The sequence below is a fragment of the Methylomonas koyamae genome (assembly GCF_001644025.1).
GTDB lineage: Bacteria > Pseudomonadota > Gammaproteobacteria > Methylococcales > Methylomonadaceae > Methylomonas > Methylomonas koyamae_A.
Genome location: NZ_LUUK01000221.1, coordinates 1 through 12,960, shown reverse-complemented (window position 1 = coordinate 12,960; position 12,960 = coordinate 1). Strand labels below are relative to the sequence as shown.

The following is a 12,960-nucleotide window of genomic DNA, read 5'->3' as shown; positions in this document are numbered from 1 at the left end:
CAAACAATGCCCTTTATAATTCCACGACGCTAGCAAATTACTAGCCGATCCGGCCTTCTTCACTGATTTCATCGCTATCATGCCCAGCTCCAGAATCCTGCTGTTCCTATTGTTGATACTTGCCGTTCACGGCGGTTACGACTGGTTGTCCAATCGCCCGCAAGACGCGGGTACCGACGTGCCTTCCGGCAAACTGCGCAGTTTGTCGTTCGCGCCATTCCGCGAGGGCTATAGTCCCCTAGAAGAGATTTATCCGCTCGCCGAACACGTCGAAGAAGATTTGCAGGTGGTGGCCGATAAGACCGAAACCATCCGCACCTATTCGAGTCTGGGCGGTTTGCAGCCGACGCCGGATTTGGCCCGCAAATCCGGCTTGAAAATGATACAAGGCGCCTGGATAGGCGGAGGTTATAAGGATAACCGCAAGGAAGTCGATGCGTTGATCCAATCCGCCAACGCCAATCCGGATGTGGTGAAACGGGTGATTGTCGGTAACGAGGTGCTGCTGCGCGGCGAGTTGGACGTGGATCGGCTGATCGGCTACATCCGCGAGGTGAAGCGGGCGGTCAAGCAACCGGTGTCTTACGCCGATGTGTGGTCGATGTATATGAAGCATCCCAAGTTGTTCGCCGAGGTGGATTTCATCACCATCCATATTTTGCCCTATTGGGAGGACGAGCCGATTTCGGTCGATAATGCCTCCCAGCATTTGGAAAAGATCGTTCGCCAAGTCGAAAACGAAGCGCGCGGCGTGGCACCGGGCAAACCGATATTAATTGGCGAGTCGGGCTGGCCCAGCGCCGGGCGGCAACGGGGCATGGCGGTACCCGGCGTGGTCAACGAAGCCAAGTTCATTCGCGGCATGATACAGGTCGCCAATCGGCACGGCTTCGACTACAACATCGTGGAAGCCTTCAACCAACCCTGGAAAAGCGAGCTGGAAGGCGTGGTCGGCGCCAATTGGGGTTTGTTGTCGGTCGATAGGGAGCCGGTGTTTCCGTTGACCGGACCGGTTTACGAAAACCCGGATTGGCCGATTACTTATGCGCTCGCCTCGTTATTGCTGCTGTTGGCGGCTGGGCTTTTTCGAAATTCACTGGCGACGTTGCCTATTAGTCGCTTGATTTTGTTTTTGGCGTTGGCCCAAGTGTTTGCCGCCTGTTTGGTGGGTTTGGCCGACTTTCTTTGGTATACCAGTTATAGCGTTTGGCAACGCGCCTATACCGTGGTTATCACGCTTGCCAATACCGGTTTGGCGGCCGCGTTGTTGTATCGTTGTTCGGCGATTTTACGCGATAAAGCCGGCGATTTCGGAATGGCCAATATCTTGCGCACCGCGTATATGCTGTTTATCGGTTTGGCGTTCTATAAAACATACGGTTTGGCTTTTCACGGCCGATATTTGAGTTTTCCAATCGAACAGTTTGCAATACCCGCGCTCGGTATCCTGGGTTTGATGGCTTGTCAGTGGCTGGCGCACGGCAAGATCAATCGTCAGCTATTGTCTTTCGATCAATTAATCGGTTGGAATTTAGGTCGTCGGCGCGATCCGCTGATCGCTTATTCCCTGATGCTAGCCTGTTTGGCGATGGTCTTTGGAGAAGCTATGGCCTTCTTGGGCGGCCGAGATTTTATCCAGGCCCATCCTGGATTGTCCGCAGGTTTACCGGTCGCGTTGGAATATACCTTATATAACCGGCAACTCTTGAGCTGGTTAGGTTGCTTGGTAACGTTGTCGCTGCCGTTCTGGACCAATCGTCACCGCGCCGAATGACATTGATTCCGGCCTAACCGTGTGCGAAGTAATTTTTGACGCGGATCGAGTGACAGTTTGCCGCGCGGCAATTTGTCACATTTCCAAATCGAGAGGATGCCAATAAACTATGTGCAACTCTTGTATGCGCTCCCTCTCCTAAAGGGTAAAGAGTTTAATATCCTTCCTCAATGCGGCCTCAGTGCCGCATCTTTTTTTGGACGAGGTTACTTATGGAACGGAACTTTTGCTCTACTAAGTCCGCGTTTGTTCATCCCAACGAGCTAAATCGGCGGACGGCTTTCCATGAAGCGGGGCATGCCGCCGCGATACATTTAGGCAATCGCCAAAAACAATTACCCCCGGTATTTTTCGAAATCCAACTTAAACGTCCCAGTCTCGATAGTCGATACTTTACCGCCAAAGTCGTCGATGGCAATTTAATTCAAAATTTGCCGATAGCGGTGCTGGAAAGTTTCGCCACATTTTCCGACGAACCCTATCAGCATAGTTGTCAAAGGGCTTACGAAGCCGATGTCGTCAACTTATTGGTCGGGCCTTTGGCCGAAGCTAAATATGTGGCTATTCGAGACGACGAGGTTTTCAACCTGGGTCTAATGAGTTTTGAAGCCCTACATAATTACGGCGGTTACAGCGACTTGGAAAAAGCCGAAGGGTATTTGGAATGTTTCATCGCTTCCAAAGCTCAGCGCGAAGAAAAAATGCAGGAATTGCTGGAACAGGCTTTCCGTTTCGTCGAAAACTCCTGCCATTGGCAATGTATATTAAGTTTGGCGAATTTTATCCTGGATAGCCAGCAGGAAGTCATTTCCTGCGACGAGGCAATCGGTATTTTCGATCGTTGCTTGGAGCCGGTAGCTCTATTTCAAAAGTTTACGAGAACGGTAAGTTACGCGTAATCGTTATTGCCACCGAATTTAGCCGTTTTGTCGAAACAAACAAGTCGATTCGGTTAGTTGTCAATCTCGGCCGCATACACCGTGCATCGGTTGCGGCCCAAGCGTTTTGAATGGTACAAGGCCTTGTCGGCTCGGACAAAGACATCGTCGTGCGTATCGTCGTTGTCGAATGCGCTAATACCGCAGCTTAACGTCAGATCGATTTGCTCGCCGTTGGAATTAAAGCCGCATCCTTGAATCATTTTCCGCAAATGCTCGGCGACTTCCAGTGCTTGCAGCGCGCTGGTGTTGGGCATCAACATCACGAACTCTTCGCCGCCATAGCGCGCCACGAAATCGGTTTCGCGACAATTGTTAGCCAGCAATTGACCAACCAGGGTCAGGGTTTTGTCGCCGGCTTTGTGTCCGTAAGTATCGTTGATGCGCTTGAAATAATCGATATCCCAAATCACCAGAGACAACGGCGAACGATAGCGGCGCCACCGGTTTTGCTCCATTTCGGCCCGGTTGTTGTAGGCGGCGCGGTTCGGTAGCCCGGTCAACGGATCGCCCAAGGCGCGGTCGTGTTCAATTTTCAGTTTGGTCCGTAGCGATTCGGTTTCCGATTCCAGTTCCATCAGCTTGAGTGCCATCGTCTCAATCTTCAGCTGGGCTTCTTGTTGTCTGGCATCTTCTTGCTGTTTGTGTTCCAACAGTTGTAGTAACAGCCGATCCAGATGTTCGCCGGTCTTGCTTTTGACGCTGCTCAATTCGTCGACAGAACGCATCGTATCCTGAAAATCGTGAACTTGGCGTTGTATCGAATGATTCAACGAGTCGCGACTATCGATCGACAGTCGATTCGCTTCGCTGGCGATTTCAGCTTGTTGCTCGATCTCGATCAATTGATTGCTCAAATCGGATAAGAACGCATCAACGCCGGATTGTTCGGAAACGGTAAAATCCCGAACGTTCAACAACAGGCTGAATGCCGAATCGATAACTTTTCGATAGGATTGTTCGCCGTCGCGTTCTCGAATGCGTTGCCGCAATGACGTGGTATGTTGCTGGAAGCGTAGCGGTACTTCGGATTCGGCGAGCAGTTCGTCCAGGCGGTTTAATAGATAATCGTCCTGGGCGGCTGGGTAGGTTTGCGTTTCCGGTTTGACGTCCTGTTTGGTTTTGGAAATATGTAGCAGGGTTTTGGAAACCGAGTGCAAGTCGCCGATCAAATCGTTCAAATTGGCGCCGTTTCTGAGCTTGCCGCCTATCGTCACCAAATGGGGTTCCAATAATTTGTGGCTGCCCTGGCTAAATATCAGCAGTTGCAACACCAATTTGTACAAAAACTTTTCGATGTCGGCCGGTTTGGCGTACGGGGACATGACTTCCATTTAATAAATCCCGATTATGCGACTATGCAACGATTTCGGCCGTTCTGTTTGGCTTGATATAAACCTTTATCGGCCCTGTCGAAGATGGTTTCTTGGGTGTCGTTGGCGGCAAATTGACTGATGCCTCCGGAAATCGTGATCGCCAAACGGTTACCGTTCGCTACGAAGCCGCTGTTGCCGACGATGGCCCGCAATTTTTCGGCGACCGACAACGCCGCTTGGGCATCGGTGTCCGGCAACAGCATCACGAATTCCTCGCCGCCGAAGCGGGCAACGAAGTCGCTTTGCCGACAGTGTTTGGATAACAGTTTGGCGATGGCTACCAAGGCCTTATCGCCGGATTTGTGGCCGTAGGTGTCGTTGATGGCCTTGAAAAAGTCCACGTCCCAGACGATCAACGAGAACGCCTGAAGAGTGCGTCGATAGCGCGCGATTTCGAGGTCAATCCGTTCTTCGAACGCAAGCCGGTTTGCCAAACCGGTCAACGGATCCCGCGTGGCGCGGTGTTGCGCTTGGTCCAAGCGTTCCCGCAATTCGCCGGATTCCGCTTCCATGTCTTTCAATTTTTCCGATAACACCCGCAATTCGCGGTCGACTTTTTCGCGTTCCTGCTGTTCCAGTTGATTGTGAGCTTGGATTTGTTGGCTAATGGTCTGCAAGCGGCTATTGATCAACTGTTTGAGGGGTTCGAGCTGGGTGGCGTTGGCCGATTGCGTTTGCAAATCCACCAGTTGATCCGAGACCGTGCGATCCAGCAGGTTACGTTTTTTGGCCGAAGATTCGTTAGCCAGATTGACGCCGATGGCCTTGATGCCCAGCTCGGTCAACTGTTCGGTCAATTTCGACAGAAACGCCGCCATTTCCAATTGCTCGGCTTCCATGTATTTTTTGATGGTGAGCAATAACGCCACGGTGTCGTCGAAAATGGGTCCCAATGACTGGTTTTCGTTCAGACGGTGCTTGAGTTGCGCCGATTTCTCGGCGAATTGGGTTGGAATATCGATGCTTTCAAGCAGTCTCATTAACTGCAGATTGATGGCCTTCTTGTCGATCTCGGCGAAATCCAGCGCCAAATCGATACTGTTGGCCGATTTGTCCTGGTCGATCAACTCCAGCAGCGCCATGTACAGCGCTTGATTATTGGCGAATTGCCGGTTTTGGTAGCGTTGCTGTATATCTTCGAACTGGTCTGGCCATTGCGGATACAGCTTGCCCAGAAATTCGAACAGCAATGTGGAATCGAGCGGATGATTGGCGCCATCGTCTTCCAGCATGATCAAGGCACTGGAGAACGCGGTCAGTTCCTTTTGCAGCAACTGGCTTTGCAAGCCATTTTTCAGTAGGTTGCGTATCCGGTTTAAGTGGGGGTCCAATTGGCGATTGAGACCCTTAACCGCCAACGCGAAACGGACGATGGTTTTACAAAGCAGATCTTCGTTGGCCTTGTACTGTTTTTCGGTTTTTTCCTGGTCTTCAAGCAGGCGGAAGTACTTTTCCTTCCACTGTTCCTGCCCGTCATCCTTGTTCCTGAAAAAAACCATGAAACATGCCCCAAAATTTACAATTCGCCGACGGAGAATTATAGACTATTCAATATAAGTCGCGCGGCGGCCGGACCTTGGCCCGGCCGAACAACGCGCTGGGGCTGGTTATTTCTTTTGGGATTCTTGCGCGATCAGTTCGTTGGTCACGCTAATCATATTGGCTTGGGATTTGGCGGATTGCCCGGTCACTTTATATTTGCCGTTAATAATCAAGGCCGGTACGCCGGTGATGCCGTAGCGCGGCCCCATCGCTTCGGCCTGACGCAATTTGGCGTCCACCAGGAAAGAATTGTAAGCATTGCGAAAATCTTCGTCCTTGACGCCGTGTTCGGCGAAGAACTTAGCCAGTTCGTCTTCGCTGATCAGTTTTTGTTTTTTGTTCTGAATGGTGTCGAAAAAGTCGGCGTGGACTTTTTCAAGGACGCCGAGGGCCTCCGCCGTAAAATATGCCTTGGCGTGCTTGCCCCAGATGTCGCTAAAAACCGCGGGTTGGCGGATGAACTCGACATTGGCCGGCTTGGTTTTCAGCCATTCCGCCATCGACGGTTCCAGGCTGTAGCAATGCGGGCAGCCGTACCAAAAGAATTCGATCACCTCGACTTTCTCCGGATTTTGTACCGGTTGGGCGGGGGTCAAGGTTTCGTAGCCGCCTTCCGCGCGCGCCAGCGCGGTGAAGCAAAACAGGCCTAATATCGCGATTTTTTTCAACATCTATAGTTCTCCGTAAGAATGAAATCCCAACAAAAATGTTATCCCGGTCGGCATGAATGAAACAGGCTACATGGCCGCCGACCCGGCATTGTCGGTTCAGACTCGGCTGTCCCGATAAAGTGCCGACACTATAGCGGGCACGACGAAAAACGCAAAATTCGGGCGGATCAAGACGGGTCGGCGCGACGGCTGGCGTTACGCTGGAAGCCGATTCGGCAAGCTCCGCATCCGGCTGTTTTAGGAGGAGGTCGGATGTCGCCCGTTGCGGGCCGACAATGCGGAGGGAGGCGGTGAGCCGATTCAACCGGCTTGTTTGGCGAAACAGCGACAGATGGCGCCGCCGGTCCGAAAAGGCCGGCGGCGGATTAGGCTACTTCATCGTGGAGATGTAGTACGCAACGGCCTGGATTTGCTGGTCGGTCATTTTCCCGGCAATCATGTGCATCATGTTTTCCGGATTGTTGCTACGGGCGCCGGATTTGAAATCGGTCAGCGACTTAATCAAATAATCGGCGTGCTGAGAGTGCAGGGCTGGGAACGCGGCCGGTTTGTTGCCTTCGCCGAAGGGGCCGTGGCAGGCCACGCATGCGGAAACTTCGCGGCTCAGATCGCCGTTGCGGTACAGGTCGCTACCTTGAGCGATCAGCGCGGTCAATTCGGCCTTTTTCTGTTCGTCGGTTTTGGCGGGCGCCTCGTCGTCGTCATTGTCCGGTAGTTTCGGAGCCGGGTTGCCGGCGATGCGGTTAGCTGAATAATAGGTGGCGATTTCTTGTATCGCTTGTTCGTCCAGGCCGGCCGCCAACGGCGCCATCATCGGCGAATTGCGGGTGCCGGATTTAAACGCTTGCAACTGTTTGGCCAGATAATTTTGGTGTTGGCCGGCCAGTTTGGGAAAGCTAGGCATCATGCTGTTGCCGTCTTCGCCGTGGCAACCGGCGCAAGCCGCCGCCTTGGTTTTGCCCGCGCTATTCCCCTGCGCGTACGCGTGGCCGGTAAAGGCCAGCGCCAGGGTGACGGAAACAGTCAGCAGTTTTTTTATCATTATTTGAAGCCCCTGTTCAGGATGATGGATCGACATAAGCAAATGGACACTTGCCTATAGACGTTATAATGCCGGGATTCTAACCGATTTAATTTGACTAAGCGAGATCGTCATGAACCCCCTTTATCATCAGGCCTCATTCGTCGCCAGCGCGCCGAGATTGCAAGATGCGCCGCCGGATCAAGGGATGGAAATCGCCTTTGCCGGCCGTTCCAATGCCGGCAAATCCAGCGCGATCAATACGCTGGTACAGCAAAATGCGTTGGCCAGGGTCAGCAAAACCCCCGGCCGCACCCAATTGTTGAATTTCTTTCGCATCGACGACGAGCGCAAGTTGGTCGATTTGCCAGGCTACGGCTATGCCAAGGTGCCGGAGGCGATGAAACGGGAATGGCAACAAATGATGGAAACCTATCTGAAGAATCGCAAAGCGCTATCCGGCATCGTGTTGGTGATGGATATCCGTCATCCGTTGACCGATTTCGATTGGCAAATGGTGGAGTGGTGCGAGATTAGCAAGCTGCCGCTGCACATCCTGCTGACCAAAGCCGACAAATTGAAATACGGCGCCGCCAAAACCACGTTGTTACAAGTGCAGCGCGATTTGAGCCGGGCCGAAATCGTCGTCAGCCTGCAATTGTTTTCGGCCTTGAATAAAACCGGCATCGACGACGTACACCAGGTGTTGGACGAATGGTTTGGATTTTCGTCCGAACCGAGCGATTGAAAGCGCCTGATAGTGCCGGCGATCCCGCGTGAAGGCTAGCCCAAGCCTATCCGCAATCTCGATCGTCGAGGTCCGGCGCGAGGCCTCGATCCGTTCCATCCATTCAACAGCGAACCAATTGCCGCCATGAAAACCGCCGGTTTTTCGATATTCGGACTGATCCTCGCCATCGCCGCCGCTGTCTACGGACTGCTCGCGGCATCGTTGCCGAACCAAGACGGCGAGATCCGTTTGTCGGGCTTGTCGGCGGAAGCGACGGTGCGGAGCGACGACTTGGCGATTCCGACCATCGCGGCGCGGAATCGGGACGACGCTTTTCGGGTGCTGGGCTTTCTGCACGCCCGCGACCGGTTGTTTCAAATGGAATTGATGCGGCGCAAGAGCGCCGGCCGCCTGGCCGAGTTGTTCGGCGATTCGGCGCTGGCGCTGGACCGCAAGCAGCGGATTTTCGGTTTCGAGCGGGTCGCCGGGCAAATCTTTGCGGATATGCCGGAAACCCAGCGCTCGGCTTTGCAGGCCTACGCCGCCGGCGTCAACGCGTATCTGACTCGAACCACGATATTGGCGCCGGAATTTCTGGCGCTGCACTTGCGCCCTGAGCCGTGGCGGCCGGAAGACAGCCTGCTGGTGGTGTTGGCGATGTTCCAAACCCTGAACGGCTACGAGCAGGACGAGCGCATGGCCAGCGTGATGGCCAAGGCGTTGCCGGCCGATTTGCTAACCTTCCTAACCCCCGACACCGATGCTTACGCGACCGTACTGACCGGTGGCGACCGACCGCGCCGCTACAGTCCAAACCTGCCCCGCGATGCGCTGGCGGCATTGCCGGAAGCCGGCCGGCAACTGGCGGTCAACCGCGTCGATGCCGACAACGCGGTCGCCGGTTCCAACAATTGGGCGGTATCCGGGCGCAAGACCGCCGACGGCCGGGCCATCGTCGCCAACGACATGCATCTGGCCTTGGGTGTGCCGAATATCTGGTATCGCGCCGAGTTGCAATACCGGGACCAACGCGTGTACGGCGTGACGCTGCCCGGCGTGCCGGGCGTCATTGTCGGCGGCAACGACAACGTGGCTTGGGGTTTCACCAACGTCACCGCCGATTTATTCGACCTGGTGAGCTTGGATACCGACGCTGACCATCCCGGCGCCTACCGCACCCCGCAAGGTTGGCAACGCTTCGCCAGCCGGCGTGAGACCATCAAAGTCAAAGGCCAACCGGACGTCGACATCGAACTGCGCGACACGATTTGGGGACCGGTATCGGACCAGCCCTTGCTCGGCAAGCCGGTGGCGATCAAATGGACCGCGCTGGAACGCCACGGCGTCGATTTGGGCTTACTCGATCTGGACGGCGCCGCCAATGTCGATCAAGCAATGACACTGATTAACCGGGCTGGCGGTCCGCCGCAAAACGTGGTCGTCGCCGACCGGGACGGGCGCATCGGCTGGACCTACATGGGCCGTTTCCCAAAACGGAGCGGCTTCGACGGTTTGATCAGCCGCTCCTGGGCGGATGGCGACATCGGCTGGCAAGGCTTCATTCCGCCGGAGCAATTGCCGAGATTGGCGGACCCGGCCGAGGGCTTTATCGCCACCGCCAACAACCGCACGCTGGGCGCCGACTACCCTTATGTGATCGGCCACAACTGGGCGCTGGGCTACCGCGCGTTTCGGATCGCCGAATTATTGCGCGGCAAGGACAAGATCGACGAATCGGCCATGTTGGCGATTCAGCTCGACAGCCGGGCCGGCGCGCTGGACTTTTACCGGCAACTGGCACTGGACGAACTGCGAAACCTATCCAACAAGGACGGCGATTTGCAAAGCGCCGAACGCGCGTTGCAGGCCTGGGATGGCAGCATGAACGCCGCCAGCGTCGGCGCCGCCCTGGTCAACGAATTTCGCAAACGACTGGCGGAAACCGTGTTCGCCAAAATCGTCGCGGCTTGCCGGGTTTACGATCCGGAGTTTCGTTATGCCTGGCGGGCCATGGAAACCCCGCTGCGCCAACTGTTGACGGAACGTCCGCAAGGCTTGCTGGCGGAATCCTACCGCGACGACTGGCAGGCGATGATCGCCGATACGTTACGCCAAACGGTTCGCGCGCTACGCGAGCAATATCCGGGGACAGAACCGGACCGGCTAAGCTGGGGGGAAACCCACCCAATCAGCGTGCGGCACCCATTTACCAAGGCCGTGCCGCAACTGGCCGCGTTACTCGATCTACCCGCCTTCGCCAGCCCAGGTTGCGCCAGCGTTTGCGTGCGGGTCATGGACAACGCCCACGGCGCCAGCGAGCGCCTGGTGCTGTCGCCGGCGCATCCGGAAGACGCGATCCTGCAAATGCCGGGCGGTCAGTCCGGCCATTTTCTATCGGCCCATTACCGCGACCAGCAAGCCTTCTGGCAAAATGGCCAACCGGCGGCGCTGTTCGGCGCATCCAAACCGCACCTGCTAAAGGTGTTACCGGAATAAGTCGGCGTCGCGAACTTCTTACCTTAACCGCACCGGCCAGGCCGGACCCCGAATCTGATGAACACTGCTTCAAGCCGGCCGGCGGCCAATCCGCGCAACCTTTCCGAGTGGTGGCTGCCGGTTCTATCCGGCCTATTCATCGGCACCAGTTACATTCCGTTTCCGCCCTGGGCCTCGCTGTTCGGCTTCGTGCCGTTGTGGCTGTTCTGGCAGCGGCAAACCGCGTTGAAGCCGGTCGTTTACAGCGGCGCGCTGACCAGTACGGTCTACACCCTGATCGGCTTCAATTGGGTGACGTATACGCTGCACGAATTCGCCCAGGTGAATTGGTTGGTCGCCGGGATCGGCATGCTGATTTTCGCGATGTTCGGCCACGTGTTCGCGCCGCTTGCCGGAATTGCCTGGTTTGGGCTGCGCCGGTTCGCGGCTGGCCGCGCCGGGCTGTCCTACGGACTGATGGCGGTAACCACCGCCCTGGCCGAGTTGTACGTGCCGATGCTGTTCAAATGGAATTTCGGCTATAGCTGGTATGGCGCCGGCCTGCCGCTTTACCAATGGGCCGAGTTCGTCGGCTTCGCCGGCCTCAGCATGCTGACGATACTCGCCAATCTGTGGCTGCTGTTCGCCTGGCAACGCCGCCGGCAATGGGCCGGCAAACTGGCCTTGCTGGGATTTTTGTTGGCCTTCGCCGGCGCCAATGGCGGCGGCCTGTGGCTAAAACAACGCTTGCCGGAGCCGGACGCCGCGTTGGACGCGTTGCTGGTGCAAGCCAATATCGACAACGGCCAAAAACGCGCAATGGAAGGCGGCAAGGGTTACCGGGCCGAAATCCTGACCGAATATTTCCGAGCCACCGACCTCGGCCTGGAAAAATCGCCGAACGTGCATTTTGCAATGTGGTCGGAAACCGCGTTCCCGTCGCTGCTCGGCGGCGAATTCAACCAATCGCCTTACGCCGCGTTGCTGAGCGAATACCTGCGCAACCGCCAATTACCGCTGCTGACCGGCGCCTACGGCCGGGACCGCAACGGCGACATCACCAATTCGCTGTTCGCGGTCGATCAAACCGGCAAGGTGCTGGAGCCGCACTACAGCAAAACCATTTTGTTGGCGCTGGGCGAATACCTGCCCGGCGCGGAAACCTTTCCTTGGCTGAAAAAGCTGCTGCCGATGGTCGGCCAATTCGGCCGCGGGCCGGGGCCGACCGTATTGCTGGAGATGAACGGCTTCAAAATGGGGCCGCAAGTCTGCTACGAAAGCCTGTTTCCGGAATTTTCCAAGGGCCTGGCGGACTTGGGCGCGCAATTCATCGTCAACGTCACCAACGATTCCTGGTACGGCACCTGGCAGGAACCCTACCAGCACCTGTACATGACCTTGGCGCGCGGCATCGAATTCCGCCGCCCGGTGTTGCGGGTCACCAATACCGGCATTTCCACCGTGTCGCTGGCCAACGGCGACGTGCTGCCGTTTTCGCCCTTCCACACCCGCTGGGCCGAAGCCTACCACGTGCCCTTCCTGGCCGAACCGCCCGCCACTTTCTATCAGCGCCATTTCTATCTGATGCCGGGGTTGTTATGGGCCGGGCTGCTGGGATTGCTGGGCGCGGGCGTGTTGCTCAATAAACGGAAGTGCCGGGAAACGTGAGGACTATCGTTTGCGATTGATGGGCTGGGTATTCGGTTGGTATCGGTTGGTACCTGTAGCTACGGGAGTCTAGCTTGACATAAAGTGCCTACCTGATAGAGTCGGCGGCAAATTAATACGGAGGCAAAAGTGCCTGAAAAAGCGGTTAATATTGGCTTATACGGGCGGATTTGCCTGATAATCAATAGTTAGGCCGCTTATGTCGCAGACCAAAACGTTTCCGATCGCAACGCTATATGTGCCGTATGTGCTTTGCATTGGCCTTGGAGCTTTGTACCTGGCTCTTACTGGTCAAACTCTACAGTCCGCATATCCAGCATTCATAAGCGTCTTCGCGTCGTTCTTTATTTGGAATATCTATTTATCCTTTCGCAGTAAGCACTATCAAATTGGCATTTTCGTGTTTAGTCGAAAAGATCATTCATCTGGGTTTTGGTTTAATGTGGTCGCTAATGTCTTTGCGACCGGAATAGTTTTTTGGTGGGGAGTCCACGCTGCCTAAAATCTCGGTCAACTGGGACTTCTGCAAGCTAACTTCGCCGCTTGCATCCGCCGGTTATTTCAACCGTTTGCCATTTCGTAAGCTATAGGTTATGAGTAGAAAATCCCAACGAGCCGCGTAGGGTGGGCACGGTGTTTGTGCCCACGCGGATTGAAAGCATATTTATTTTGTGTTTCGCTAACGTGAAGCTGATTTTAATGTCGGGTTTCGGCCCGACAGCCGAGATACTTTCGCTACGAAAATCATCCATGGTTTTCGCCCTT

At 55.4% G+C, this 12,960-nt stretch carries 10 protein-coding genes; 5 read left to right on the top strand and 5 right to left on the bottom strand.

Features of this window, described 5'->3' with window-relative positions:
• Positions 1-79 precede the first annotated feature (79 nt).
• On the top strand, positions 80-1,774 hold the full coding sequence (locus tag A1355_RS22165; RefSeq protein WP_064031457.1) for a hypothetical protein: 1,695 nt from the start codon (positions 80-82) through the stop codon (positions 1,772-1,774).
• A gap of 212 nt (positions 1,775-1,986) precedes the next feature.
• On the top strand, positions 1,987-2,673 hold the full coding sequence (locus A1355_RS22160; protein ID WP_064031456.1) for a hypothetical protein: 687 nt from the start codon (positions 1,987-1,989) through the stop codon (positions 2,671-2,673).
• 53 nt (positions 2,674-2,726) lie between these two features.
• Here the strand turns inward: A1355_RS22160 and A1355_RS22155 are convergent, their stop codons facing one another.
• From A1355_RS22155 to A1355_RS22140, 4 genes are all read right to left on the bottom strand, one after another.
• Positions 2,727-4,046: a GGDEF domain-containing protein gene (locus A1355_RS22155; protein ID WP_064031455.1), complete on the bottom strand. Its 1,320-nt coding sequence runs from the start codon at positions 4,044-4,046 to the stop codon at positions 2,727-2,729.
• A 14-nt stretch (positions 4,047-4,060) separates the two neighbouring features.
• Entirely contained in the window at positions 4,061-5,587 is a 1,527-nt protein-coding gene (locus tag A1355_RS22150) for a GGDEF domain-containing protein (protein WP_064031454.1), read from the bottom strand.
• A gap of 108 nt (positions 5,588-5,695) precedes the next feature.
• A complete protein-coding gene (locus A1355_RS22145) occupies positions 5,696-6,301 on the bottom strand; it encodes a thiol:disulfide interchange protein DsbA/DsbL (protein WP_064031453.1) in 606 nt (201 codons plus the stop codon).
• Between the two features lie 370 nt (positions 6,302-6,671).
• Positions 6,672-7,343 (bottom strand): c-type cytochrome, encoded by a 672-nt coding sequence (locus A1355_RS22140; protein ID WP_064031452.1) that lies wholly within the window; start codon positions 7,341-7,343, stop codon positions 6,672-6,674.
• Positions 7,344-7,455: 112 nt separating this feature from the next.
• On the opposite strand from A1355_RS22140, the gene yihA reads away from it, so the two are divergent.
• The 3 genes from yihA to lnt all read left to right on the top strand — a co-directional run bounded on the left by yihA (position 7,456) and on the right by lnt (position 12,195).
• On the top strand, positions 7,456-8,070 hold the full coding sequence (gene yihA, locus A1355_RS22135) for a ribosome biogenesis GTP-binding protein YihA/YsxC (RefSeq protein ID WP_064031451.1): 615 nt from the start codon (positions 7,456-7,458) through the stop codon (positions 8,068-8,070).
• A gap of 126 nt (positions 8,071-8,196) precedes the next feature.
• The gene (locus tag A1355_RS22130) at positions 8,197-10,548 is read left to right on the top strand and encodes a penicillin acylase family protein (RefSeq protein WP_064031450.1); all 2,352 of its coding nucleotides are present in this window, start codon (positions 8,197-8,199) and stop codon (positions 10,546-10,548) included.
• 57 nt (positions 10,549-10,605) lie between these two features.
• Positions 10,606-12,195: an apolipoprotein N-acyltransferase gene (gene lnt, locus A1355_RS22125; protein WP_064031449.1), complete on the top strand. Its 1,590-nt coding sequence runs from the start codon at positions 10,606-10,608 to the stop codon at positions 12,193-12,195.
• A 584-nt stretch (positions 12,196-12,779) separates the two neighbouring features.
• Here the strand turns inward: lnt and A1355_RS26325 are convergent.
• Positions 12,780-12,960 (bottom strand): hypothetical protein (locus A1355_RS26325; protein ID WP_231883760.1); only part of this gene is annotated, 181 nt, incomplete at its 5' end.